The sequence below is a fragment of the Serratia sp. CY84636 genome, assembly GCF_052166245.1.
GTDB lineage: Bacteria > Pseudomonadota > Gammaproteobacteria > Enterobacterales > Enterobacteriaceae > Serratia > Serratia nevei.
In genome coordinates this window covers 114981-139760 of sequence record NZ_JBJNOX010000004.1, presented here as the reverse complement: position 1 = coordinate 139760, position 24780 = coordinate 114981, and the positions used below count along the sequence as shown (strand labels likewise).

General features: G+C 60.8%; 26 protein-coding genes. 10 read left to right on the top strand and 16 right to left on the bottom strand.

Features of this window, described 5'->3' with window-relative positions; genetic code table 11:
- Window position 1 precedes the first annotated feature (1 nt).
- A complete protein-coding gene (tamB, locus tag ACJ8QI_RS14920) occupies window positions 2–3820 on the bottom strand; it encodes an autotransporter assembly complex protein TamB (protein ID WP_060421927.1) in 3819 nt (1272 codons plus the stop codon).
- A complete protein-coding gene (gene tamA, locus ACJ8QI_RS14915) occupies window positions 3817–5535 on the bottom strand; it encodes an autotransporter assembly complex protein TamA (RefSeq protein WP_204275932.1) in 1719 nt (572 codons plus the stop codon). Before tamA ends, tamB begins: the two co-directional genes overlap by 4 nt.
- A gap of 305 nt (window positions 5536–5840) precedes the next feature.
- On the opposite strand from tamA, the gene msrA reads away from it, so the two are divergent.
- Window positions 5841–6482, top strand: coding sequence for a peptide-methionine (S)-S-oxide reductase MsrA (gene msrA / locus ACJ8QI_RS14910; protein WP_049201433.1), 642 nt, complete (start codon window positions 5841–5843; stop codon window positions 6480–6482).
- A gap of 180 nt (window positions 6483–6662) precedes the next feature.
- On the top strand, window positions 6663–7994 hold the full coding sequence (locus ACJ8QI_RS14905) for a hemolysin family protein (RefSeq protein ID WP_049270169.1): 1332 nt from the start codon (window positions 6663–6665) through the stop codon (window positions 7992–7994).
- Between the two features lie 68 nt (window positions 7995–8062).
- Here ACJ8QI_RS14905 and ACJ8QI_RS14900 read toward each other — a convergent pair whose 3' ends face one another.
- Window positions 8063–8269 carry a DUF1107 domain-containing protein gene (locus ACJ8QI_RS14900; RefSeq protein ID WP_019453363.1) on the bottom strand — a complete coding sequence of 69 codons (207 nt, stop codon included), beginning with the start codon at window positions 8267–8269 and terminating at the stop codon, window positions 8063–8065.
- A 330-nt stretch (window positions 8270–8599) separates the two neighbouring features.
- Between ACJ8QI_RS14900 and ACJ8QI_RS14895 the strand changes: the two genes are divergently transcribed.
- The gene (locus ACJ8QI_RS14895) at window positions 8600–9157 is read left to right on the top strand and encodes a YtfJ family protein (protein ID WP_025159587.1); all 558 of its coding nucleotides are present in this window, start codon (window positions 8600–8602) and stop codon (window positions 9155–9157) included.
- A gap of 1 nt (window position 9158) precedes the next feature.
- On the opposite strand, the gene cysQ is transcribed toward ACJ8QI_RS14895, so the two are convergent.
- Window positions 9159–9899, bottom strand: coding sequence for a 3'(2'),5'-bisphosphate nucleotidase CysQ (gene cysQ / locus ACJ8QI_RS14890; RefSeq protein WP_033644177.1), 741 nt, complete (start codon window positions 9897–9899; stop codon window positions 9159–9161).
- Window positions 9900–10154: 255 nt separating this feature from the next.
- Between cysQ and ACJ8QI_RS14885 the strand changes: the two genes are divergently transcribed.
- Window positions 10155–12107, top strand: a complete 1953-nt coding sequence (locus ACJ8QI_RS14885; RefSeq protein ID WP_442532751.1) for a bifunctional 2',3'-cyclic-nucleotide 2'-phosphodiesterase/3'-nucleotidase — start codon at window positions 10155–10157, stop codon at window positions 12105–12107.
- 118 nt (window positions 12108–12225) lie between these two features.
- The gene (ytfE, locus tag ACJ8QI_RS14880; protein ID WP_070913671.1) at window positions 12226–12891 is read left to right on the top strand and encodes an iron-sulfur cluster repair protein YtfE; all 666 of its coding nucleotides are present in this window, start codon (window positions 12226–12228) and stop codon (window positions 12889–12891) included.
- A gap of 43 nt (window positions 12892–12934) precedes the next feature.
- Here the strand turns inward: ytfE and fklB are convergent, their stop codons facing one another.
- Complete coding sequence (gene fklB / locus ACJ8QI_RS14875) at window positions 12935–13555, bottom strand: FKBP-type peptidyl-prolyl cis-trans isomerase (protein ID WP_442532750.1); 621 nt, start codon at window positions 13553–13555, stop codon at window positions 12935–12937.
- 267 nt (window positions 13556–13822) lie between these two features.
- Here fklB and ACJ8QI_RS14870 point away from each other — a divergent pair, with 267 nt between their 5' ends.
- Window positions 13823–14491, top strand: coding sequence for an OapA family protein (locus ACJ8QI_RS14870; RefSeq protein WP_047729278.1), 669 nt, complete (start codon window positions 13823–13825; stop codon window positions 14489–14491).
- A gap of 3 nt (window positions 14492–14494) precedes the next feature.
- On the opposite strand, the gene ACJ8QI_RS14865 is transcribed toward ACJ8QI_RS14870, so the two are convergent.
- From ACJ8QI_RS14865 to rpsF, 5 genes are all read right to left on the bottom strand, one after another.
- Entirely contained in the window at window positions 14495–14848 is a 354-nt protein-coding gene (locus ACJ8QI_RS14865; protein ID WP_033636795.1) for a DUF488 domain-containing protein, read from the bottom strand.
- Between the two features lie 111 nt (window positions 14849–14959).
- Window positions 14960–15412, bottom strand: a complete 453-nt coding sequence (gene rplI, locus ACJ8QI_RS14860) for a 50S ribosomal protein L9 (RefSeq protein WP_004933629.1) — start codon at window positions 15410–15412, stop codon at window positions 14960–14962.
- Window positions 15413–15451: 39 nt separating this feature from the next.
- The gene (gene rpsR, locus ACJ8QI_RS14855; protein ID WP_000135199.1) at window positions 15452–15679 is read right to left on the bottom strand and encodes a 30S ribosomal protein S18; all 228 of its coding nucleotides are present in this window, start codon (window positions 15677–15679) and stop codon (window positions 15452–15454) included.
- 4 nt (window positions 15680–15683) lie between these two features.
- A complete protein-coding gene (gene priB / locus ACJ8QI_RS14850; RefSeq protein ID WP_049233092.1) occupies window positions 15684–16001 on the bottom strand; it encodes a primosomal replication protein N in 318 nt (105 codons plus the stop codon).
- 8 nt (window positions 16002–16009) lie between these two features.
- Window positions 16010–16408 carry a 30S ribosomal protein S6 gene (gene rpsF, locus ACJ8QI_RS14845; protein WP_004933634.1) on the bottom strand — a complete coding sequence of 133 codons (399 nt, stop codon included), beginning with the start codon at window positions 16406–16408 and terminating at the stop codon, window positions 16010–16012.
- Window positions 16409–16644: 236 nt separating this feature from the next.
- Between rpsF and ACJ8QI_RS14840 the strand changes: the two genes are divergently transcribed.
- Together ACJ8QI_RS14840 and ACJ8QI_RS14835 are read left to right on the top strand one after the other, a co-directional pair.
- Window positions 16645–16866 (top strand): hypothetical protein, encoded by a 222-nt coding sequence (locus tag ACJ8QI_RS14840; RefSeq protein ID WP_126179771.1) that lies wholly within the window; start codon window positions 16645–16647, stop codon window positions 16864–16866.
- Window positions 16863–17129 (top strand): DUF1471 domain-containing protein, encoded by a 267-nt coding sequence (locus tag ACJ8QI_RS14835; protein ID WP_004933636.1) that lies wholly within the window; start codon window positions 16863–16865, stop codon window positions 17127–17129. The genes ACJ8QI_RS14840 and ACJ8QI_RS14835 overlap by 4 nt, the downstream gene beginning before the upstream one ends.
- 96 nt (window positions 17130–17225) lie before the next feature.
- Here the strand turns inward: ACJ8QI_RS14835 and ACJ8QI_RS14830 are convergent, their stop codons facing one another.
- Together ACJ8QI_RS14830 and yjfP are read right to left on the bottom strand one after the other, a co-directional pair.
- A complete protein-coding gene (locus tag ACJ8QI_RS14830; RefSeq protein WP_442532749.1) occupies window positions 17226–17588 on the bottom strand; it encodes a hypothetical protein in 363 nt (120 codons plus the stop codon).
- A 123-nt stretch (window positions 17589–17711) separates the two neighbouring features.
- Window positions 17712–18464, bottom strand: coding sequence for an esterase (gene yjfP / locus ACJ8QI_RS14825; RefSeq protein ID WP_442532748.1), 753 nt, complete (start codon window positions 18462–18464; stop codon window positions 17712–17714).
- 127 nt (window positions 18465–18591) lie between these two features.
- Here yjfP and bsmA point away from each other — a divergent pair, with 127 nt between their 5' ends.
- On the top strand, window positions 18592–18900 hold the full coding sequence (gene bsmA, locus ACJ8QI_RS14820) for a biofilm peroxide resistance protein BsmA (protein WP_038879199.1): 309 nt from the start codon (window positions 18592–18594) through the stop codon (window positions 18898–18900).
- A 122-nt stretch (window positions 18901–19022) separates the two neighbouring features.
- On the top strand, window positions 19023–19298 hold the full coding sequence (locus tag ACJ8QI_RS14815; protein WP_033638652.1) for a DUF1471 domain-containing protein: 276 nt from the start codon (window positions 19023–19025) through the stop codon (window positions 19296–19298).
- Here ACJ8QI_RS14815 and ACJ8QI_RS14810 read toward each other — a convergent pair.
- The 4 genes from ACJ8QI_RS14810 to rnr all read right to left on the bottom strand — a co-directional run bounded on the left by ACJ8QI_RS14810 (window position 19295) and on the right by rnr (window position 24772).
- Window positions 19295–19693, bottom strand: coding sequence for a DUF350 domain-containing protein (locus ACJ8QI_RS14810; RefSeq protein ID WP_015376394.1), 399 nt, complete (start codon window positions 19691–19693; stop codon window positions 19295–19297). The two genes, ACJ8QI_RS14815 and ACJ8QI_RS14810, sit on opposite strands and share 4 nt — an antisense overlap.
- Window positions 19694–19759: 66 nt before the next feature.
- Complete coding sequence (locus ACJ8QI_RS14805; protein ID WP_442532747.1) at window positions 19760–21388, bottom strand: isovaleryl-CoA dehydrogenase; 1629 nt, start codon at window positions 21386–21388, stop codon at window positions 19760–19762.
- Window positions 21389–21504: 116 nt separating this feature from the next.
- Window positions 21505–22236: a 23S rRNA (guanosine(2251)-2'-O)-methyltransferase RlmB gene (gene rlmB / locus ACJ8QI_RS14800; protein ID WP_442532746.1), complete on the bottom strand. Its 732-nt coding sequence runs from the start codon at window positions 22234–22236 to the stop codon at window positions 21505–21507.
- A 61-nt stretch (window positions 22237–22297) separates the two neighbouring features.
- Entirely contained in the window at window positions 22298–24772 is a 2475-nt protein-coding gene (rnr, locus tag ACJ8QI_RS14795; protein ID WP_060421893.1) for a ribonuclease R, read from the bottom strand.
- Between the last annotated feature and the right edge of the window lie 8 nt (window positions 24773–24780).

The window sequence follows — 24780 nt, the reverse complement described above, 5'->3', positions numbered from 1 at the left end:
GCTAAAACTCAAACTGATAGAGCAAATCTAATGCCTGGTCGAGACCAGACACCGCTTCAAGATATAACTTAGGCATCAGGCGATAACGCAACGTCAGCGTGGCCAGCGAGTCGAAAATGCCCACCCCATATTTTACTTGTAAGCCTGGGAGGACATAGCCGCTCACGACAACCTGGGAATTGTCGCCAACCCCCTGAGTGTCCAGAGCCAAATTACTCACGCCGAATGCCTCGCCGATTTTACCCACAAGTTGACCACTTTGTGCAACCCCCATGCCGATTAACATCGAGGTCATGGCGTTGCCGTCGGCGCCGGAGCTGCTCAAGCCCTGGCCGCGCAGCAGATAAGACAAGGCTTCTTGCTGCGATTTGGCCGGATCGGAGAACACTTCCAGCTTCGGCGCATCCGCCAGGCCGGTCACGCGCACGCCGGCGGTCACATCGTCCTCGGTGGATTCCGGGTTGCGGATCGCCTCGATATTCAGCAGCGGCTGATCCGGCGGGCCGGAGAACATCAGCTGCCCTTTACGCACGATCAAATCCTGACCATAAGCATGGAATCGGCCGGAAGGGATGTCAATCTGGCCGTTGAGGCCCAGCCCTTTCTTGTCCTGCACCACCTTCAGATCGCCCTTCAAGCGGGCTTTCAGGCCAAAGGCGTCCAGCCGCACGTCGTTGCCGACGTGGATCATCAGATTGCTGTTGATCGGGATCGACGCGGTCTTCGGTTGAATCGGCTTCAGCTGGTCGTCCAGCATCACCTCGTCGGAAGAGACGCCCACCGCGCTTTCCGGCAGCTCCTGCACCGTGATGCGCGCCCAGGGAATGTCGACCTTGCCGTTGAGCGAGAACAGCTGCGGCGTGGCTTCAAACACCAGATCCGGCGACACGTCGATGCGGATCATCGGCGGCACCGTCACCCGCAGCTTGTCGCCCTTGGCGGCAATGCGCGCACGCCAGGCGTTGATATCGCGCCAGTCGGCATCGCCCGCCAGATTCAGCTGGCCGCGCGTAGTGCTGAGCAACCCTTCCAGCGTCGAGGTCATGCCGTTGAAATTCACCGCCAGCCGCGCGTCGGTCATGTCGAACGGCATCCAGTGCCCCTGTACCTTCGCCCGATCCAACGCCAGGCGCCCGAACACCAGCGGCTTCTGCGCGCTGCCGCCCAGGCGCAGGTTGGCGTTCAGCATGCCCGCCGCGCTTTCGCCCTTCATCAGCGCCGGGTTGATCAGCGCCAGCGAGATGTTGGTGATATTGACGTTGCCGCTGATGGTGCGCCGCACCTGCGGATCCGCCACCTGGATATTGCCGTCGAACTGGCCGTTGTTGGTCAGTTTGATCCGCCAGTCGGCCTGCGCGCGGCCGTTGTTCAAGCCGGCGTTGAGGGTCAGCGTATCGAAGGCGACCGGCAGCGCGTTGCCCTGCACCTGCTGCACCACCTTGACGCCGTTGCCGGCCAGCGTGACTTTCGCCTCCGGCAGCGCGCCGCCCGGCTTCCAGCTGACGTCGGCCCGGCCGGTGAACACGCCGCTCAGGGCGGTGTCCGGGCCGAGGAACGGCTTGATCATCGCCAGGTCGAACCGGTTGAGCACCACGCTGGCCTGGCCGCTCTGGCCGGCTTCAATGGTCTTAGGCACGCACAGCTCGGCGTTCGGGTTCTGCCAACAGTGCGGCCCGACGCTGATTTTCTGCTCGGTGTTCAGGTAGTCCAGCGCGATGGCGCGCGTCAGGCGCCATTCCCCGACCGGCGTATCGAAACGGGTGTTGTTCAGATTGCCGCGCCAGCGCTGCTGCTGACGATCGAAGCTGCCCTGCAGCGCCAGCTGGCCGGAGACCGGCTTGCCGTCAATCTTCAGCTGCAGCTGGTGCTGCTTCTCGCTGCCTTTGGCGTCGAGGGTCAGCAGGCTGACCTCCAGCGCATCCTGCTTCAGCTGTTCGACGCGTACCGCCAGCTGCCCCTGGATCTGATCCGTGGAGCGCACGTCGCCATCGATCTTCACGCGGTTGATGCGCAGCGCCTGCCACTGCAAGCCGGAAGCGGTCAAATCCGCCAGCAGCTGCGGCGCCTGCAGATTGCCGCGCAGCTTCAGCAGCCCTTTGGCGGTGCCGCCCAGGCCCGGCAGCGCGCCGTCCAGACGCGGCGCGTCGATGTTGGCGTCCAGGTTCCAGCTCTTCTCGTCCAGCTGCCCTTTGACGTTCAGTTGGTTGCGCCCCAGCGCCAGATCGATACCGGGGATTTTCCACTGCCCGGCGGCGTTGCCGCTCAGTGTACCGCGCGCCGTGACCTTGTTCTGCTTCACGTTGCCGTCCAGCTGCAATACCGGCACCTGCAGCTGCCAGCTGCCGCCGTGCAGGCTGCCGCGCGTGGTGATCTTCCCATCCAGCTTCGCCGGCCATTCCGGCCACTGCTTGGCGGTATTGATGCCGCTCAGCGTCAATTGCGAGGTCCAGCTGATGGCTTTGCTCCAGTCCACCAGCGCGGTAAGATCGGTATTGCCCTGCAGCGCCGCCAGGCGCAGGCGCTCCAGCTTGAACTGCTCGACGTTGCCTTTGCCGTCCAGCGTCAGCACCGCCGGCGGCAAGTCCTGGCCTTTCAGATTGGCGCGCGTCGACAGCGCGTAGTCGGTCGCCTTGCCGTTAAAGCGCAGGCGGAAGTCATTGACCTGATACTGCGCCTCGCCGCTCAGCGGCCATTTCAGCTGCTTGCTCTGCAACGTCAGCGCCAGCGGCAGGCCGGCTTCGGCCAGCCGGGTTTGCACATCGAGCTGGGCGCCGACCGGGCCGGACAGGTTCAGCGCCACCTTCAGCTCGTCACGCAACCCACCGCCGATGTTCAGCTTCACCTTCTCGCCCTTCAGCGGTTCGATATTCAGCGCGCTGTTGGCGGTCAGGGCCACCGGCCAGTCGCCGGTCAGGGTTGCCTGCCCCTGCACCGACAGCGTGCCCTGAGGCGACTTCACGTCGAAGTTGTCCAGTTGGATATGCTGATCCTGCGTGCTGGCCTGCAGTAACAGGCTCGTGATTAGCACGTCGGTATCGCCGGTCAAGCGCAGCTGCTCGCCGCTGATCTCTTTGACGGTGATATCCAACGGCAGGCGGATGTCCGGCAGATCCGGCAACAGCGGTTTGGCGAACAGTTCCTTCAGCGTTTCGCCCAGCGGCTTCTCTTCCGGCTGAGGTGCCGGCTTCGCCGCATCGGTAACCTGCTCGCCGACCTTTTTCGCCACCTCGACCGCCGGCTGCACCGCTTCCGGCAATGGGTTTTGCGGCGTTTTCGGCAAGGCGATCAGCAGCGAGCCGATCTTGGTCGGCATCAGCGTCAGCGCGCGCTCTTGCCACTGCGCGCCGGTGCGGAACTCGGCCAGCGAGATGGCGGTGTCGTCGACGGTGACCTTAACGTTGTTCAACGCCAACAGGCGCAGCGTGATAGGGTAAGGCGTGCTGAGATTGGTGGTCGGCTCACTGCTCTCCTCCACCGGCGCGGAAGGCGCCATCTCTTTGGTGTTCACCGCCACGTCCACATCCTGGGCGGTCAATGCATTGACGCACAGCGAGCTGCGTTTAAAGCAGGACAGGTCAAGGGAGAGATGGAACTGCCCGGCGTTGACCGTCACGCCCGGCATCTGATATTTCACGCCCTTCAGCGTCAGATCGCGCCAGCCGCCGCTGACGCCGGCGATCTCCAGCCCCGGCACCCAGCGCGCCGCGCCGTTGATGACCATATGCAAACCGGTGGTGGTGCCTATCAGGAAGGCCAGCCCGCCGATCAGCAACAGCAGAACGACCAGAAATCCGAGACAAATCTTTTTAACCAGGCTCATAGTTCAGGCCCCAAACCGATGTAGAACTGCATCCCGTGGGTGTCCTTGTCTCCCACAGGCGCGGCGATATCCAGCTTCACCGGCCCCACCGGCGACTGCCAGCGCACGCCTACGCCGGCGCCGGTCTTGAAGTTGCTTTTCTTGATATCGTTCACCGCTTCACCGGAGTCGACGAACATCGCCCCCCACCATTTGCCGGTCACGTTGTACTGGTACTCCAGCGAGCCGGTCAGCATCTTGGAGGCGCCGGTCAGCTTGCCGTCGCCATCGCGCGGCGAAATGTCTTTGTACTTGTAGCCGCGAATGCTGCGGTCACCGCCGGCGAAGAAGCGCAGATCCGGCGGCACCTTGTCGAAGTCGTTGGTTTCGATCCAGCCCACCTGGCCGCGCGCCACGAAACGGTGCTTGTCGGCCAGCGTGCGGATCCACACGTTCTGCGCCTGCATCAGCGCGAAGTCCACGCCGGAACCCCAGGTGGTGTCGGACACGTCGATGGAGTAGCGCTGGCTGTCGCCCCAGGTCGGCATCAGGCCGCCGCGCGAGCGGGTGCGGTTGAAGCTGACGCCGGGATACAGCAGCATGGTGGTGTTGCTGACGTTACCCTGGGTAAAGTTATCCCAGCGCCAGGTCAGGTTGATCGCCCGCTGCCAGCCGCTGGAGAGATCCCAGTTGCGCGAGGCCACCACTTTGGAGGTGACGGACTTGGTGTCGTTAAGATTGACGTTCTTGAGGCCGCCCTGCAGCAGGTAATACTGCTCCAGCGGGTTCTTCAGCAGCGGGATCTTGTAGGTCAGATCCAGCTGCTGCTCCGGCGCCGACACGCTGGCGCTGGTTTCCAGGCTATGCCCGCGATCGTTGAGCCAGGGTTTTTTCCAGGTGCCTTTCACCCGCGGGCCGACGTCGGTGGAGTAACCGATACCGGTTTCGACGGTGTTGCGCGTACGCGGCGTCACCAGCGCGTCCAACGGCAAAATCTTGTTCTCTTTGGCATCGTTGAAATCAGGGGATACCACCACCGAGTTGAACCAGTTGGTGGCGGACAATCGGCGGTTCAGCTCGGCCAAATCCTCCGAACTGTAGTAATCCCCCTGATGAAAGGGCACCAGATTTTGCAGATAGTCTTCGCGGATTTGCGAGCCGGTGAATTTTACCTTGCCGAAGCGGTAACGTTCGCCGCTGTTGAAATCGATATCCCAAAACGCCTTGTGCAGATCTTCGGCCACGCCGAGCTGGCTTTTGGTCATGTCGGCATCGAAGTAGCCTTTGCGCAGCGCCAGGCCGGTGAGAGAGCCTTTGAAACTGTCATACTTGCCGTGGTTGAGGATCTCGCCGATGGTCGGCCGGTCCTTCTTTACCAACGCCAGGTAGTCCTCATCGGTCTTCGCGCCGCCTTCCAGCACGATGTTGGCGCCGGCGATACGCACCGGTTCGCCCGGATTGACCTTGGCATGCAGCACCGGGCGCGACATCCCCGGCCGATCGTCCAGCGTAAATTCGATGGTCGGCTGATAATAGCCGAGCGCGCGCAGCCCCTGGCGCACCGCCTCATCCACCCGTGCGCGGAAGCGACCGTCGGTGCCGACCTCTTCAGGCGTGATCGACGACAGGCGCACCCGAACGTTTTTTTCCAACTCTCCGCTTAACCCTTCCACCTGCAACCGCACGTTCGCCGCGTAGGCTGCAGGTGCCGCAAGCAACACAGCTATCAAGCACATGACCGGGTACTTTGGCACGTGTTCTCCTTATTGATTTTACTTTCCTGTTATGGTGTTCGCTCCGGGGCCAGGGCAGACTCCGCGCTATCATGACGGCAGCCCTCTTCAGCCTTGTTCCGGACGCCGCCCGCCGCGCTTTGCCACCGCCGCGCAACAGGCGAATTCTTCACTTTTGGCGCTCAAAATACTGCGTTAAGCTTATACATAAACCCAACTTGCCACTTATTGTGGGCAAAGACGCGGTGAGATACAACCGAACCGCCCCCATGTAGGGTCAATTCTTACTGTGACAACAGGAGTCAACCGTGGTGCCATTTTTTGATAAATCACAAACCGTCGATAAGGCAAGCGCGCTGCCTGGCCGCACCACGCCAATGCCTGTCGCAACGCTCAACGTGGTCACCGAACACTCGATGACCCAGGTGCCGGCAGGCATGGAAGTGGCGATCTTCGCCATGGGCTGTTTCTGGGGCGTTGAGCGCCTGTTCTGGCAGCAGCCGGGCGTCTACAGCACCGCCGCCGGCTACAGCGGCGGCTACACGCCGAACCCGACCTACCGCGAAGTGTGCAGCGGCCAGACCGGCCACGCCGAAGTGGTACGCGTGGTGTTCGATCCGCAGGTCGTCAGCTACAAACAGCTGCTGCAGGTATTCTGGGAAAATCACGATCCGGCGCAGGGTATGCGCCAGGGCGGCGACGTCGGCACGCAGTACCGCTCGGCGATTTACACGCTGAGCCCGGAGCAGCAGGCCGAGGCGGAAAGCAGCCTGCAGCGTTTCCAGCAGGCGATGGACGCGGCGGGCGACAAGCGCATCATCACTACCGAGATCGCGCCGGCGCTGCCGTTCTATTACGCGGAGGACGATCATCAGCAGTACCTGTTCAAGAATCCGGAAGGCTACTGCGGGCTGGGTGGCATCGGCGTTTGCCTGCCGCCGCAGGGCTAATCCGATGCCGGCCGGCGGCACTTTTTTAACCGCTGGCGGCCCCTGTGGGGCAACTGCTATACTATGCGGGCCGCTTCTGCGGCCCGATAGCTTCCCTTCTGGTTGTTATCGCTGCTTTTTTTACTATGTACTACCCTTCCTCAAGAGCGCCGGCATCCCGTCGGCACGTATGGATAGATTATGTTAAACAGTATTTTACTGATTCTTTTTCTGATCGCGGTGAGTGCGTTTTTCTCACTGTCGGAAATCTCTCTGGCCGCCTCGCGCAAGATCAAACTGAAGCTGATGGCGGACGAAGGCAACATCAACGCCGCCAGAGTGCTTAAACTGCAAGAAACCCCAGGCATCTTTTTCACCGTGGTGCAGATCGGCCTGAACGCCGTGGCCATCCTCGGCGGTATCGTCGGCGATGCGGCTTTTTCTCCCACTTTCAAGGTGTTGTTCGATCGTTTCCTGTCGCCCGAACTGGCGGAACAGGTCAGCTTTATCTGCTCCTTCGTGCTGGTGACCAGCCTGTTTATCCTGTTCGCCGATTTGACCCCGAAGCGCATCGGTATGATTGCACCAGAGACGGTCGCCGTCCGGATCATCAACCCGATGCGTTTCTCCATCATGATCTTCCGCCCGCTGGTGTGGTTCTTCAACGGCATGGCCAACCTGATCTTCCGCATGTTCAAGCTGCCGATGGTGCGTAAGGACGACATCACCTCCGACGACATCTACGCGGTGGTGGAAGCCGGCGCCCTGGCGGGCGTGCTGCGCAAGCAGGAACATGAGCTGATTGAAAACGTGTTCGAACTGGAATCGCGCACCGTGCCGTCTTCGATGACCTCGCGCGAAAGCGTGGTGTACTTCGACCTGCGCGAAAGCGAAGAGAGCATCAAGGAGAAGGTCTCGACCCATCCGCACTCCAAGTTCCTGGTGTGCGACGGCCATATCGATCAGGTGGTCGGCTACGTCGATTCCAAAGACCTGCTGAACCGCGTGCTGGGCAACCAGAGCCTGGTGCTGAGCAGCGGCGTGCAGATCCGCTCGGCGCTGATCGTGCCGGATACGCTGACGCTGTCCGAAGCGTTGGAAAGCTTCAAGACCGCCGGCGAAGACTTCGCGGTGATCCTCAATGAATATGCGTTGGTGGTGGGCATCATCACCCTTAACGACGTGATGACCACGCTGATGGGCGATCTGGTTGGCCAAGGCCAGGAAGAGCAGATCGTGGCGCGCGACGAAAGCTCATGGCTGATTGAAGGCGGCACGCCGATCGACGACGTGATGCGCGTACTGGACATCGACGAGTTCCCGCAGGCGGGCAACTACGAGACCATCGGCGGCTTTATGATGTATATGCTGCGCAAGATCCCGAAACGCACCGACTTCGTCAAATACGCCGGCTACAAGTTCGAAGTGGTGGATATCGACAGCTACAAGATAGACCAGCTGCTGGTCACCCGGCTGAGCGACAAACCGGCGGCGGTACTGCCGAAAGCCCCGGAAGACACCCCGGCGGCTTGACGCCAGCCGGCAAAAACATCAGCGGCCCCATCGGGGCCGCATTTTTTTTACCGCTGTCAGCGCAGTGTTCAGCCAAACTCGGCCTGCAACAGCAGCACCTGGCGGTTTACTTCAGACATCACGCTGAAATGGCGCTTGTCACGAATCTTCGGCGGCAGGATTTTCCCCTCGTCGAATTCAAATGCGCCCACGTCCTTGATATACAGCCTTCCGCGAAACAGGGTCTTAACGTACTTTGCCACTTTCAAAGGGTTATAACGCTGGAAGATTCTCATTCTTTTACGCTCCTCCCGTTGATCCATGCGCTCAGCGAGCCGCCAAAGGCGGCAGCCTCGAAATTCAGAACGCAACTTGATTGCATGTAGTAGACCCAGTAAAGACCAGAACGTTCACTTCTGCCCGGATATCTACGCTGGATTTACACTTTTTGACAGAATTGTATATGATAATTTATAACGTTTTCAGGATATCCCTTCAAAATCTGATGATTAGCGAACCAAGGGAAAATCTGCGATCCGGTTAACAGGACAGACCTCTTATCACATCCTATGCTTTAGGCTGTCGAAGTGCTGTCGCACAAATTCCCCCCATTACAAGGAGAAAGCATGAAAACAAGTCGCATGCTGATGGTATCCCTGCTGCTCGCCCCGCTTTTCGCTTCCGCGCACAACTTCCAGCTCCAGCAGCGCGTGGCGCCGGTCGGCGTCAGCGACAAAGGAGAGCTCAATTACGCTGACGGTAATTTTAGCTACCAGAACTGGAACAGCGCGCAGCTCAGTGGAAAAGTGCGAGTGATACAACATATTGCCGGCCGCAGCTCCGCCAAAGACATGAACGACCCACTGATTGAAGCGATCAAGAAGGCGAAGCTACCACACGATCGTTACCAAACGACGACAATCGTCAACACCGACGATGCCCTGATGGGCACCGCGATGTTCGTGCGCAGCAGCATTGAGGACAGCAAGAAGGAGTTCCCGTGGTCGCAGTTTATCGTCGACAGCGACGGCAACGTGCGTAAAGCCTGGGATCTGCAGCCGAAAGGCTCAGCTATTGTGGTGCTGGATAAGCAAGGGCGCATTCAGTTCGCCAAAGACGGCGCGCTGACGCCGGAAGAGGTGCAGCAGGTGATGTCCAAGCTGCACCAGCTGTTGGCGAACTAACTCAGAACAGCGACACCCGGAAGCCGGGGTTGAGGAAAGATTCACGCGGGGTATAGAGCAACGGCTTGCCCTGCCAATCGTGAATTTGCGCCCCGGCGGCCACCGCTACCGCATGCCCTGCGGCGGTATCCCAAATGTTGGTCGGCCCGAAGCGCGGATAGAGCTGCGCCTTGCCTTCCGCCACCAGGCAGAACTTCAGCGAGGAGCCGACGGACACGGTCTGGTGCTCACCCAGCTGCTGCAAATAGTCTTTCAGTTCATCGTCGATATGCGAGCGGCTCACCACCACCAGCGGCGGATGCGCGTTGCTGACGCCGATCGCCTGCCGCACGCCCTTCTCTTCTTTCCAGGCCTTGCCGCGCTCCGCCAGATACAGCACGTCGATCGCCGGGGCGTACACTACCCCCATCACCGCCTGCCCGTCTTCAATCAGGGCGATATTGACCGTGAACTCACCGTTGCGGTGCAAGAACTCTTTGGTGCCGTCCAACGGATCGACCAGCCAGTAGCGCGTCCAGTTGCGGCGTTCTTCCCACGCCGGCGGATCTTCTTCCGACAGCAGCGGCACCTCGGGCGTCAGCGCCGCCAGGCCGCGCTTGATGATGTGATGTGCCGCCAGATCGGCCGCCGTCACCGGTGAATCATCTTTTTTCTGCGCGACATCAAGCGGTTGTTCACCGTCGTACACCGCCATGATCGCCGCCCCCGCCTCGCGGGACAGTTGGCAAATTCGCTCTAACATCATGCACCTCAACTCTGCATCTCCGTGGGAAATTTCCCCCTGTCTCTGCTAGCAGACTAGTTTTTTTTACGCTGAATATCCATCTCAACCGGCTAACCCCCGGGAATTCCTCAGATCTTGTTGGGCACAACTGTGAACTTCCCCGCGTTACCTGCCGCCGTTTTCTGCCACACTTCACAGTTTGCTGTGGCAAGCAATGTTAATTACATTTCCCTCTGCGATAACACTCGAATAATGGAATGGAGAGAGCCCAAAATGATGAAGCATCCCCTGACGCTGTCCGCGCTTGCGCTGCTGGTGTGCGCCTCGGCGCAGGCGGCCACCGTCGACCTGCGCGTGCTGGAAACCACCGACCTGCACAGCAACATGATGGACTTCGATTACTACAAGGACACGCCGACCGATAAATTCGGCCTGGTGCGCACCGCCAGCCTGATCCAGCAGGCGCGCCAGCAGGCTACCAACGCGGTGTTGGTGGACAACGGCGACATCATTCAGGGCAGCCCGCTCGGCGACTACATGGCGGCCAAGGGGCTGAAACCGGGCGACGTGCATCCGGTCTATAAGGCGATGAATACGCTGGACTATGTGGTCGGCAACATCGGCAACCATGAATTCAACTACGGGCTGGACTACCTGAAGAACGCCATCGCCGGCGCCAAGTTCCCGTATATCAACGCCAACGTCATCGACGCCAAAACGCAAAAACCGCTGTTCACGCCGTACATCATCGTCGATACGCCGGTGAAAGACCGCGACGGCAAGGCGCATACGCTGCGCATCGGCTACATCGGCTTCGTGCCGCCGCAGATCCTGGTGTGGGACAAGGCTAACCTGCAGGGCAAGGTGACGGTGGACGACATCACCGCCACCGCCAAACGCTACGTGCCGGAAATGCGTAAACAGGGCGCCGATCTGGTGGTGGCGATCCCGCATTCCGGGCTGTCCAGCGAGCCTTACAAGGCAATGGCGGAAAACTCGGTCTACTACCTCAGCCAGGTACCGGGCATCGACGCCATCATGTTCGGCCACGCCCATGCGGTGTTCCCGAGCAAGGACTTCGCCAATATCAAAGGCGCGGATATCGATAAGGGCCAGCTGAACGGCGTACCGGCGGTGATGCCGGGCCAATGGGGCGATCATCTCGGCGTGGTCGACCTGCAGCTCAACAACGATAGCGGTAGCTGGAAAGTGACCGCCGCCAAAGCGGAAGCACGGCCGATCTACGACAAAGAGAACAAGAAATCGCTGGCGGCGGAAGACGCCGCGCTGGTGAAAGTGTTGGCGGACGATCACAAGGGCACGCGCGAGTTCGTCAGCCAGCCGATCGGCAAATCCGACGGCAACATGTACAGCTACCTGGCGCTGGTGCAGGACGATCCGACGGTGCAGATCGTCAACAATGCGCAGAAGGCCTACGTTGAACATTACATTCAGGGCGATCCGGATCTGGCCGATCTGCCGGTGCTGTCGGCGGCGGCGCCGTTCAAGGTCGGCGGCCGCAAGAACGATCCGGCCAGCTTCGTCGAAGTGGAAAAGGGCCAACTCACCTTCCGCAACGCCGCCGATCTCTATCTCTACCCCAATACCCTGGTGGTGGTGAAGGCCAGCGGCAAAGAGGTGAAAGAGTGGCTGGAGTGCTCCGCCGGCCAGTTCAACCAGATCGACGTCAACAGCGCCAAGCCGCAAGGCTTGATCAACTGGGACGGCTTCCGCACCTATAACTTCGACGTGATCGACGGCGTCAATTACCAGATCGACGTCAGCCAGCCGGCGCGCTACGACGGTGAATGCCAGCTGATCAACGATAAGGCGGAGCGCATCAAGCAGTTGACCTTCAACGGCAAGCCGATCGATCCGAACGCCACCTTCCTGGTCGCCACCAACAACTACCGCGCCTACGGCGGCAAATTTGCCGGCACCGGCGACAAACACATCGCCTTCGCTTCGCCGGATGAAAACCGTTCAGTGCTGGCGGCCTACATCAGCGCCGAAACCCAGCAACACGGCGCGGTGCATCCGCAGGCGGACAACAACTGGCGTTTGGCGACCTTCAGCAGCCAGCAACCGCTGGATATCCGCTTCGAGACCTCGCCGTCGGACAAAGCGACGGCGTTTATCAAGGAGCACGCTCAATATCCGATGACCGCCGAAGGCAATGACCGCATCGGTTTCGCGGTGTATCGCATCGATCTTAGCGCGAAATAATCACCCGGCCGGGGTCCCCAGCCCCGGCCACCTTCTCTTCGATTTTCCCGCTGGCGCGCCCTTTAAATTGCATTTAAAATGCATGTTATAGGATTCCTTCGTTTAAAGAGGCACTACCATGGATTACCGCAATCAATCCCTTGGCGCGCTCGCTATCGCCATTCCCCGTGCATCCCGTCTGTTTCGCCAGCATCAGCTGGATTTCTGCTGCGGCGGCCGGCAATCGCTGGCACGCGCCGCCGAGCGCAAAGGGTTAGATATCGACAGGCTGGAAAACGAACTGGCCGCCCTGGCCGCCACGCCGGAGCCAAGCCGGGACTGGCGCACGGCGCCGCTCGGTGAGGTGATCGATTACATTCTGCCGCGCTTTCATCAGCGACACCGCGAGCAGCTGGCAGAACTGGTGCTGATGGCGGAAAAGGTCGAACGCGTGCACGGCGACAAGCCCAGCTGCCCGCGCGGGTTGGCGAAGCAGCTGAACCTGATCCGCCTGGATCTGGAGAATCACATGATGAAAGAGGAGCAGATCCTGTTCCCGCTGATCAAACAGGGCATGGGGCCGCAGGCCGCCGGACCGATCTCGGTGATGGAGCATGAACATGACGAGGCGGGTGAGCAGCTGGAAGTGGTGAAGTTCCTCACCGATAACGTCACGCCGCCGGAGGGCGCCTGCACCACCTGGCGAGCGCTGTACACCGGCATCGACGAGTTCATCGGCGATCTGATGGAGCACATCAGCCTGGAAAACAATCTGCTATTCCCGCGCGCGCTGCGCGGCGCATAAAATAAGGGCGCCACGAAGGCGCCCAGAGCAATCCTCGGTGGGATTACAGGATTTCCAGCAGCTCGACGTCGAACACCAGCGCGCTGAACGGCGGGATGGACGCGCCAGCGCCACGCTCGCCGTAGGCCAGGTTGTGCGGGATATACAGCTGCCATTTGGAGCCGACCGGCATCAGGGTCAGCGCTTCGATCCAGCCAGGGATCACGCCGCTGACCGGGAATTCTGCCGGCTGGCCGCGCTCAACCGAGCTGTCGAACACGTCGCCGTTGATCAGACGACCGGTGTAGTGCACACGCACGCGGTCCTGACGGGACGGGATCGGGCCCTTGCCCTGCTCCAGCACGGAGAACTGCAGGCCGGACTCGGTCAGCGTCACGTCGTCGCGCTTGGCGTTGTCGTCCAGGAATTTCTGGCCTTCAACGGCCATCGCCTGCTGGCGCTCGCGGCGCACCGCGTCCGCACGCTCGTGGATTTCACGCAGCGCACGGTGCACCACGTCTACCGGAACCGCCGGGGCATTCCCTTCCAGCGCGTCACGCAGACCCGCCAGCAAAGCTTCCGGTTGCAAACCTTCCAGCCCGGACTCTTGCAGCTGCTGGCCGACCTGTAAACCAATCCCGTAACTTGCTTGCGCTTCAACGCTGTCAAAAGAAGGGGTTGTCATGGGGTTTTCCTTAAGTCTGTAAAAAGTCGAAAGCGCAGCATAACAGCGCGTCAATGCCGGGTAAAATCTTGTGTGGAGAATGATGACTTTTGTCGTAGAAAAAGAAACAATAACCTTCTGTTAACGCCCGCAGCCGCAAACCGCGGCTCTGCCGCTCAGCTGCCTTTCGCTTCAATCAGTTAGCGGACTATACTGAAAGCAGGATATCGGGCAGGCGAGGCGCTTGCCGCGCCGCGCTAATTACTACGCCGTCGAAGAGAGGTCACCATGGGCAGAATCGCGCCCAGGAGAAGGAAAACCACCCGCATCTACCAGCCGCTGCTGCGCACCTGGCTGAATGTCAGCCAGCGCCTGAAACCGGGCGCCGCACCCACGTCTGAAGGCGCGGAACCGCCATCGGAGCCACCGCCGGCCAACGACAAAATGCAGCAGGTCAAAGCGCTGCTGGCCAAAGTCTGGCATCTGCCGGACGGTTTCCATTGGATGGAGCCACTGCCCTACTTCCACCGCCGCTGGGTGCTGATCTTCGGCATCATCCTGCTGCTGGCCCTGCTGTGGCCGTACTCGCCCGAAAGACAGCCGTTCCCGGTTTCCCAGCAGGAAACCAGCGTGCCGCTGCAGGCCGATCTGCAAAACGGCGGCACCACGTCTGCCAACGAACCAACGCCGGCGGGCAACTGGCAGCGTTATCAGATCCAACCCGGCCAGACCCTGGCCCAGCTGTTTCGCGACAACAATCTGCCGGTGAATGAAGTGTTCGCCATGGCGCAGGTGGAAGGCGGCGACAAGCCGCTGAGCAACATGAAAGCCGGCCAGGAAGTGCGCATCGAACGCGACGCCAACGGCGTGATTAACGCGCTGTCGGTTACCACGGTGGACAACAGCCAGGCGCTGTTCCGCCGCCAGGCCGACGGCAGCTACCGCAGGGAACGCTAATCCCTACAGCTGCGCCAGCAAAAACTCGCGCAGCACCACGCCCTGGTTGTGCTCGGTATCTTTGCTGCCATACAGCAGCGTCAGCGCTTGCCCCTGCCGTAACAGCGCCACCAGCGGCTGCCAGGCGTCGTTGGCCGCCAGCTGTTGGCGGTAACGCGCCTCGAAGACCGCCCACTGGTCGGTATGCTGATGGAACCACTTGCGCAGTTCGTCATCCGGCGCCACCTGTTTCAGCCACTGCACGCCCGTCAGCCGCGCCTTGCTGATGCCGCGCGGCCATAGCCTGTCTATCAGATAACAGTGTTCCGGCGCCGGCGCGCTGAAATCATAAACCCGCTGTAGCGTAATCTTTGCCATCGCACGCTCTCCTTTTCATCCCGTCTTCAAGCGTAGCGCGTTTTGCCGGGCGCAGAAAAGCAAAACGCCAGCGCGAGGCTGGCGTTTTAACCGGGTTAACAGCAGCGTAAATTACGCTTCTGCAACCACAACTACATTCAGCTGTGCGAACACGTCGCTGTGTACCTGGAAGTGCACTTCGTGCTCGCCAGTGGTACGCAGAACGCCGTTCGGCAGACGAACTTCGCTCTTGGCAACTTCAACGCCTGCCGCAGTCACTGCGTCAGCGATGTCGCGGGTACCGATAGAGCCGAACAGTTTACCTTCGTCGCCAGATTTGGAAGCGATGGTGACTGAACCCAGTTCGTTGATCTTGGTTGCGCGAGCTTCAGCAGCAGCCAGAACGTCAGCCAGTTTGGCTTCCAGTTCAGCACGGCGTGCTTCGAAGAACTCAACGTTTTTCTTGGTAGCAGGAACAGCTTTGCCCTGTGGTACCAGGAAGTTACGAGCGTAGCCCGCTTTAACGTTAACTTGATCACCCAGGCTGCCCAGGTTTGCTACTTTATCAAGCAGAATAACTTGCATTACCTTATCCTCTCAAAGTCGTTAATGGACAGTGGCCGGTTACTGATGACGATCAGTGTACGGCAACAAAGACAGGTAGCGCGCGCGCTTGATAGCACGGGCCAGCTGGCGCTGATATTTTGCACGAGTACCGGTGATACGGCTCGGTACAATTTTACCACTTTCGGTGATGTAGTTTTTCAGCGTAGCGATGTCTTTATAGTCAATCTCTTGAACGCCTTCCGCGGTGAAACGGCAGAACTTGCGACGACGGAAATAACGTGCCATTTGGCTAGTCTCCAGAATCTATCAATTCAATCTGCTCGGCATGCAGAACCAATTTGCTCAGCCCGTTGCGCCCTTGATGGCAGCTTACAAAGCCTTGCACGGTAATCTGACTGCCGACCGTTAATCTTTGAGTTAGTGCTTGTGACTGTTGTCCGCTGACAACCACGGGCATTCGGCACCATGCTTGTCTGCTGAATCCGGCTTCCATCTGCTGCGAACGGTGCTCTAGCACAAATTGGCAGTGCGGTATCCCGGAAGGACTCACTTTTCGAACCGGCGCCTTGCACACAGTGCCCGACAAAACCAGACGATTAGCCGTCACGGCGGCAATTACTCTTCAGAATCCCCAGCATCTGCATCATCTGCGGTTTCGTTAGCGAAGTCTTCGCGGCGATCGCCACGACGTTCGTCTTTCGCTTTAACCATCGGAGATGCTTCAGTTACCGCGTGCTTAACGCGCATAACCATGCTGCGGATAACGGCGTCGTTGAAGCGGAAGTTAGTTTCCAGCTCATCGATCGCTTCCTGCGGCGCTTCAACGTTCAGCAGAACGTAGTGAGCCTTGTGCAGTTTGTTGATCGGATAAGCCAGCTGACGGCGGCCCCAGTCTTCCAGACGGTGAATCTGACCTTGCGCGTTAGTGATGGTAGCACTGTAACGCTCGATCATGCCCGGAACCTGTTCGCTTTGGTCAGGATGGACCATAAAAACGATTTCGTAATGACGCATCGAATTGCTCCTTACGGATTATTCAGCCTCCTGTCAGGGTCAACCGCGGCCCATGGAAGCAAGGAACGTGTTTAGTGTGCGGCTGAAAAATGACGCGTAATCATACTGACGCAGGGCGGGAAACTCAAGGACTGCGTGGGTTTTATTCGCGTTAATGCGAGGCGTTATGGGAAATAGCACAATTTGCTCGTGGGAGAACCTATGTACGCCGATCCATCGGTTTCAAAAATCTTTCAATGAAATCAGCGCTGAGTCACAAATCTATTTCACTTTTTTTGAAAGAAGTCATCAAAAGCCCCCGCTTTTTAATCCGCCGCAACGGACTAAAATTAACCATATCCGCCGCAGACAGCGCGACGAAAAAGATTTCAGGTTATTCAATGCAGATAAATGACTTTTTGCCGCAGCGACATTCGCTGTCAGGCCGTAACGGCAAAGGGTTAAGAGAGGCACTATGAAACGCATCATTCTCGCAACGGCGCTGGCCGCCCTGTTTTCCGCCAACGTAATGGCCGCAACGGAGATCACCTCGCACCAGGCCGATCAACGCCAGAGCGTCGGCTTCGTCACCCTGAACCAGAACGTGGTTTCGCCGGATGACGCCAGCAGCCAGGTCAGCAAAATCGCCGATCAACGCGGCGCAAGCTCTTATCGCATCATCGCCCTGCACGAACCGGGCGACAACAGCACGATGCACGTCAGCGCCGAGCTGTACCGCTAAAAACGCACGCCACGCCAGGGAAATCCCCAGGGCTTCATCAGAAAACCCGTTCAGTCCGCACCGGAGCGCCGCCCGTTGGGCGCTCCGCTTCCCTCATCACAGCTTGAGCAGCGTCGGCATGCTGAACGCCTTGCCCGGATTATGTAATTGCAGCGCAATCTGCAGATAATTTGTCCGCGTTTGCAACAGCTCGGCGCTACCCGTCAGGGTCGCCCGCTGTTCGAACGAGAGCGTATCGGCCGCTGCGATGTGAGTGGCTGCCGCTTTCGGCGCGGAGGCGAACAACGCCGTCATGTTTTGCACCGTCTGCGCCGTGATGCGCGACAGCGGATTCGCCTGGTTTTGCCGCGCCTTGCCGTCGGCGGCCCCCAACATCTCGCTGAAGGCCGCTGAGTTAAGCTCGGCGCGCGCTTTCATCGTTCCCATTAAACCGGCCGTACTGCCGATGCTTTTTATCATGCCCTCTGCTCCTTGCTGCCCTGAAAGAATTCACGCAGACATTTTCCCCTTCATTCGGCCAAACGATGGCCGAAACAGCAGGCACAGAGCGGTGCAGTTCCAGGCATCGCGCCCGGCGGAGCATCACAGTTCGCGGCGGAAGAAGTCGGCCGTGGCGGACAGCGCCAGCGGCGTGATGCGGTGCTTCACCCCCGGTTCGATGAGCGACGTCAAACGGCCGTCCGCGCCTTGCCGCCGCAGTTCGGCCGCCAAACGCAGGCTGTCCGCCGCCGGCACCACGTCGTCCTTCTCGCCGTGCCACAGCAGCAGCGGCCGCCCGGCGATCGCCGCCAAACGCCCTTCCAGCTCATACTCCGCCAACACGGCGGTGCGCGCCGCAAACGCTGGCGGCGAGAGCGCCTCGCCCTCTTCGCCCAACGGCGGATACAGCGTTTGCGCCAGCGCACGGTAATAGCCGGAACCCATCAGGCTGGCGGCCGCCCGGATCCACGGGAAGCGCGCGAAGGCGCCAAGCGCGGTCATGCCCCCCATAGAGGCACCGGCGACGCCGATACGCCCGTCGGCAATCAGGCCGAGCCGCTCGAAATGCGCCTTGATCTGCGGCAGCTCGTCGATATTGCTGCGCAGGATCTCCCAAAACGTGGCCAGACGCCGCGCCTCATCGCCGTCGAACCGCTCGCCGTGCCGATCGGCATCCGGCAATATCACCCGAAAACCGGCGCGCGCCAGCGCATAGGCGAAGTAGGCGTACACCTCTTTCGACGAGGTATAGCCATGACAGAAGAACACCGTCGGCAAGGGCCGCTGATAGTGCCCTGCGGGGACGGCATGGATCACCGCAATATCGCCCGCCCGCTCGTCATGAATTTCGATCATCCGTTCATCCTCAACTCACCTGTTGGCATTCATCATGACAAACTTGCGCCAGCCAGCGTTAGCTCAATCTGTTCCAGCTTATATTGCGTTACACTGAAGCCATCGTACCGGCTCTTTCGAGGTCACCATGACGCTTGTCCGCACACTCATCGCCCTGACGCTGGCCGCACAGCTTTCCGCCTGCGGCATCATGACCACCACGCCGAAACCGCCGCCACCGCCCACCGCACAGGCGCAGGAGATCGTCCGCGCACAGACCGCCGAGCTGGTGAAGATAGGTACCGTCACCGCCGTGGTGCGCGGCAGCCCGATGGACGTGGAAGCGGAGATCCAGCGCAAGGCCACCGCCGCCGGCGCCCGGTATTACGTGATCATCATGAACAGCGAAACCATCGTGCCGGGCCAATGGTATTCCCAGGCGATCCTGTATCGGTAAGGCGGGGATTTTTTAAGCAGATTTACACTGGCTTTGCACAGGCTGAAGTAGGGTATTGCACACTGTCGGACAGCATGCCGCATGTTGCGGGTGCGATTCAGGATCTGACGAAGGGGAACGCCATGAAACGCTCCACCGCACTCACCTCCCTCCTGCTTTCAGTAGGGCTGCTCAGCACCGGCGCACAGTCCGCCGAGCTGGCGCCCGCCGATCGCGTGACGCCGCTCAGTGAAATCGCCGAGATCACCTTTAACGATCTGCCCGGTTCACCGCAGGAGGCGGAGCAGGCCATCGCTCGCACCGCCGGCCAACACGGCGCCAGCTATTACCGCATCCTGCGGATGGAAGAACAGGCGCACCCGCTTGGCTGGCGCGCCTCAGCCATCTTATACCTTTAGTAGCTCATGCAAGCCGCATTCAACACGCCGCCGCTCACGGAGACGCCCCCCAGGAAAATCCCGGCGGCCAGGTGGTTCGCTTCGATCTTGTCGCTGATGCGTGGCATGTAGATCTTCACGGCCGCGAACAGCAGCAGTTGCACCACCAGCGCCACTACGCCCCACAGCAGGTAATCCAGCAGGCTGATCGAGTTGATCGCCGCGCTGGCCAACGGGATCACATACCCCAGGCAAGCGCCGATGAAAGCAAAGGCGGCGGATTGATTATCGGCCTTGATCAGCGCCCATTCGTCGTGCGGAGTGATGCGGGTATAGACGAACAGAAACACCAAAATCATGGCGAAACCGCTGAAGAAATAAGAGGCGAACGCCGCCAACGCGCTGAGAATATCCATGTGCATTTTCCTGTCAGAGTGAGGCTGAATTAAAAAGGTTTTCGCCGCCGCGCGCCACCCTTTTCCCTAACCGCCGATAGCGCGGTTGAGCAGCAGTTCGCACACCTCGGCCGACAGCAGGCTCTCGCCGCGATGATCCAGCGTCAGGTGGCACCAGGCGTCGGCTATCTGCGGGCTGGCATGCTGCAGCAGCTGCGCGGCGCAGCACAGGTCGAACAGCTGCTGGGTCAGCAGCCGCCCCATCTCTTCACGCGGTTGCCGGGCACGCTGCTGCCACTGCCGCCAGGCGTGATCGAACAAGCGATTTTGGCCGCGCACCGGCTGCAGCTCGAACTGCAGCATTTCGAGCGCGCCCGGCAGCTTGTGCAGGCTGCGCAACACGTCCAGACACATGATGTTGCCGGAACCTTCCCAGATGCTGTTGACCGGCATCTCGCGATACAGGCGCGGCAGTTCGCTCTCTTCGCAGTAGCCGATACCGCCCAGCACCTCCATCGCCTCGGCGATGAACGGCATGCCCTGGCGACAGATGCTGTATTTGGCCGCCGGGGTCAGCAGGCGGCTGTAGATCAGTTCGCCCTCATTGCTGCGGCTTTCCCAGGCGCGGGCCAGCCGGAACAGCAACGCGGTATGCCCTTCCAGCCGCAGCGCCATGCGCGCCAGAACCTGGCGCATCAGCGGTTGTTCGATCAGGAGCTTGCCGAACGCCTGCCGTTGCAGCGCATGATACAGCGCCACCGACAGCCCGCGGCGCATCAGGCCGTGGCTGCCGAGCGAGCAGTCGAAACGGGTCAGGCCGCCCATCTTCAGGATATGCCGCACGCCGTCCCCCTCATCCCCCAACAGCCAGGCGGTGGCGTCCTGAAACTCCACTTCGCTGCTGGCGTTGGAGCGGTTGCCCAGTTTGTCTTTCAACCGCTCCAGGCGAATGGCGTTGCGGCTGCCGTCCGGCAAAATGCGCGGCAGGAAGAAACAGGACAACCCGCCTTCGGCCTGCGCCAGCACCAGGTGCGCATCGCTCTGCGGTACCGAGAAGAACCACTTGTGCCCCACCAGCCGGTAGGCTTCACCCGGCCCGCGCGCGCCGAGCGGCGCGGCGGTAGTGGTATTGCTCAAAACGTCGGAACCACCCTGCTTCTCCGTCATGCCCATGCCGATCAGCAGGCCGCGCTTTTGCCTGCCCGGCAGCAGGTGAGCGTCATAACGATCCGACAGCAGCGGCGTCAGCCAGGAGCGAAACTCGGCCGGCAACGCCTGCAGCAACAGCGGCGTGGCGCCGAAGGTCATGGTCACTGGGCACAGCGTGCCGGCCTCGACCTGCGCATGCAGCATAAAGCGCGCGGCGCGCGCCACGAAGGAACCGATGCGCGCATCCTCCTGCCAGGGCAGGTTGTGCACCCGGTTGGCGATCAGCCCCTGCATCAGGATATGCCAGGCGGGGTGAAAGCGAACGTCGTCCAGCCGCTGGCCGGTGGCGTCGTAGCGCAGCAGCTCCGGCGGGTTGGCGTTGGCCAGGCGGCCCAGCTCCAGCGACTCCTGGGTGCCAAGCTGCTGGCCCAGCGAAGCCAATACCTCGGCGTCCCAGCCGCCCTGCTCGCGCTGCAACGCTTCGCGCAGCGGCGTATCGGAGAGAAACAGGTTGCTGTTGCCCAGCGGCTTGGGTTGGTTAAAAACGGTGTGCGTAGTCCAGACCATGAGAGTGCTCCCTGAGAAAAGCGTCAGGAGTAAGTATGGTCGGCGCAGAGATTTCTGCCGAAGGCGGGATCACAAGAGGGGGAATTAACGGGGGCTCAGGGCCCCCGTCAGGAGGATCAGCCGCGCTGACGCACCGCTTCGAACAGGCAAATGCCGGTGGCGACCGACACGTTCAGCGAAGAGACGGTACCGGCCATCGGGATGCTGATCAGCTCGTCGCAGTGTTCGCGGGTCAGACGACGCATGCCTTCGCCTTCCGCGCCCATCACCAGCGCCATCGGGCCGGTCATTTTGCTCTGATACAGCGTATGGTCGGCTTCGCCGGCGGTACCCATCACCCAGACGTTCATTTCCTGCAACAAACGCAGCGTGCGCGCCAGGTTGGTCACGCGGATCAGCGGCACGTTTTCAGCCGCGCCACAGGCCACTTTCTTGGCGGTGGCGTTCAGCTGGGCGGAACGGTCACGCGGCACGATCACCGCGTGCACGCCGGCGGCGTCGGCACTGCGCAGGCAGGCGCCGAGGTTGTGCGGGTCGGTCACGCCGTCCAGCACCAGCAGGAATGGCGTTTCCACGCTCTCCAACAGGCCCGGCAGATCGTTCTCCTGATACTGACGCCCTTCGCGCACCCGGGCGATGATCCCCTGGTGCACCGCGCCTTCAACCTTGTCATCCAGCCACTGGCGGCTCGCCACCTGGATCACGATGCCGGTCGCTTCCAGCTCGGCGATCAGCGGTTGCAGGCGGCGATCTTCGCGGCCTTTCAGGATAAACACTTCCAGGAAGCGTTGCGGATCGCGCTCTAACAGGGCTTTGACGGCGTGAATGCCGTAAATAATTTCGCTCATGATGCTCTTTTAAATTCGTGCGGCCGGCGATAACCGGCCGATGGTAACGATGTGCGGCAGGTTAAGCCTGCTCGGCACCTTTCTTCTTGGCTGCGCGTTTGGCTTTGGTCGCCGCCGCGATTTTCCGCGTTTTGTCGGACGCTTTCTTGGCTTTCTTCTTCGCCTTCTTCACGTTGTCCGCGGGCTTGGCGTCATCCTGCTTGCGGAAGGCGCTGTCCGGCTCGAAGTTGGCCGGCGGTTTGCCGCCGCGGCGCTTGCCGCGCCCCGCGCTACCGCTGTCGCGCAGCGTGCGCTGGCCGCCCTTCTTGGCGCGATCGCGCTCGGTTTTGCCTTCACCGCGCGCTTTGCGGGTGCTGGACACCAGCGCGAAGTCGATCTTGCGCTCGTCCATATGCACCGCGTCCACGCGGATCTCCACCGTATCCCCCAGGCGATAGACCGTGCCGGAAGACTCGCCGATCAGGCGCTGGCCGATATTATCGTAGCGATAGTAATCATTATCCAGCGTTGATACGTGCACCAGCCCGTCGATGAACAGATCGTTCAGGCGCACGAAGAAGCCGAAGCCGGTCACGCTGGAGATGATGCCGCTGAACACTTCACCGACGTGATCCTGCATGAAGTCGCACTTCAGCCAGTCGGCGACGTTGCGCGTCGCTTCGTCCGCGCGGCGCTCGGTCATCGAGCAGTGTTCGCCCAGCTGCAGCATCTCTTCGAATTCGCTGTGCCAGCCGCCGGTCGGCGTCCAGCGCTCTTTCGGCTCGCCGTGTTCTTTGGCCAGCTGGTATTTGATGGCGCGGTGCAGCGCCAGATCCGGATAACGGCGGATCGGCGAGGTGAAGTGGCCGTAAGACGCCAACGCCAGGCCGAAGTGGCCGCGGTTTTCCGGATCGTAAATCGCCTGCTTCATCGAGCGCAGCAACATGGTTTGCAGCATTTCGTGATCAGGGCGCTCGGACACTTCATCCATCAGCACCGCATAGTCCTTCGGCTGCGGCTTGTTGCCGCCGCCCAGCGTCAGCCCCAGCTCGCTCAGCACGCTGCGCAGCGCGGAGATGTGGTCGTCGCTCGGACGATCGTGCACGCGGTACAGCGCCGGCTCGTTGCGTTTCTCGACGAAGCGCGCGGCCGCCACGTTGGCCATGATCATGCACTCTTCGATCAGCTTGTGGGCGTCGTTGCGCACCGTCGGCTCCACGCGCTCGATGCGGCGTTCGGCGTTAAAGATAAACTTGGCTTCTTCGGTTTCAAACGCGATGCCGCCGCGCTCGGCGCGCGCCTTATCCAGCACCTTATACATCGCGTGCAGCTCTTCCAGGTGCTTGACCAGCGGATGGTAGTGCTCGCGCAGCTCCTGATCGCCCTGCAGAATGTGCCACACCTTGTTATAGGTCAGGCGAGCGTGCGAGCTCATCACCGCTTCGTAGAACTTGGCCGTGGACAGGCGCCCCTGGGCGGAGATGGTCATCTCGCACACCATGCACAGGCGATCGACCTGTGGGTTCAGGGAGCACAGCCCATTGGACAGCACTTCCGGCAGCATCGGGATCACCTGCGACGGGAAGTACACCGAGTTACCGCGGCTGCGCGCTTCATCGTCCAGCGCGGTGCGCGGGCGCACGTAGTAACTGACGTCGGCGATCGCAACCCACAGGCGCCAGCCGCCGCCGCGTTTTTTCTCGCAGTACACGGCGTCATCGAAGTCGCGTGCGTCTTCACCGTCGATGGTGACCAACGGCAGCTTGCGCAGATCGACGCGGCCCTTCTTGGCCGCTTCCGGCACCTGCTCACTGAGATCGGCCACCTGCTTTTCCACCTGCGGCGGCCAGGTATGCGGGATCTCATGGGTGCGCAGCGCGATGTCCACCGCCATGCTGGTGCCCATCTTGTCGCCGAGGATCTCGACGATCTTGCCGACCGCCTTGGTGCGGCGGGTCGGACGCTGCGTCAGCTCCACCACCACCATAAAGCCCATGCGCGCGCCGCTGACGCTGTCCGCCGGGATCAGAATATCGAAGCTCAGACGGCTGTCGTCCGGCACCACGAAGCCGGTGCCGGCATCCATGAAGAAGCGGCCGACGATCTGGCTGGTTTTCGGCACCAGCACGCGCACGATGCGCGCTTCGCGGCGCCCTTTGCGATCCGCGCCCAAGGCCTGCGCCAGCACCACGTCACCGTGGATCGCCATTTTCATCTGTTCGGCAGACAGGTACAGATCGTCTTTGCTGCCTTCCACGCGCAGGAAGCCGTAGCCGTCGCGGTGGCCGATCACCGTGCCGCGCAGCAGATCCAGACGTTCCGGCAGCGCGTAGCACTGGCGGCGGGTAAACACCAGCTGGCCATCGCGCTCCATGGCGCGCAGGCGGCGGCGCAGCGCTTCCAGCTGCTCTTCACCGCTGAGGCCCAGTTCGTTGCCCAGTTCTTCGCGGCTGGCCGGCGTTTCACGTTTCGCCAAATGGGCCAGGATATATTCACGACTGGGGATGGGGGATTCGTATTTTTCTGCTTCTCGTTCCAGGAATGGATCTTGTGACATTGCGGTTC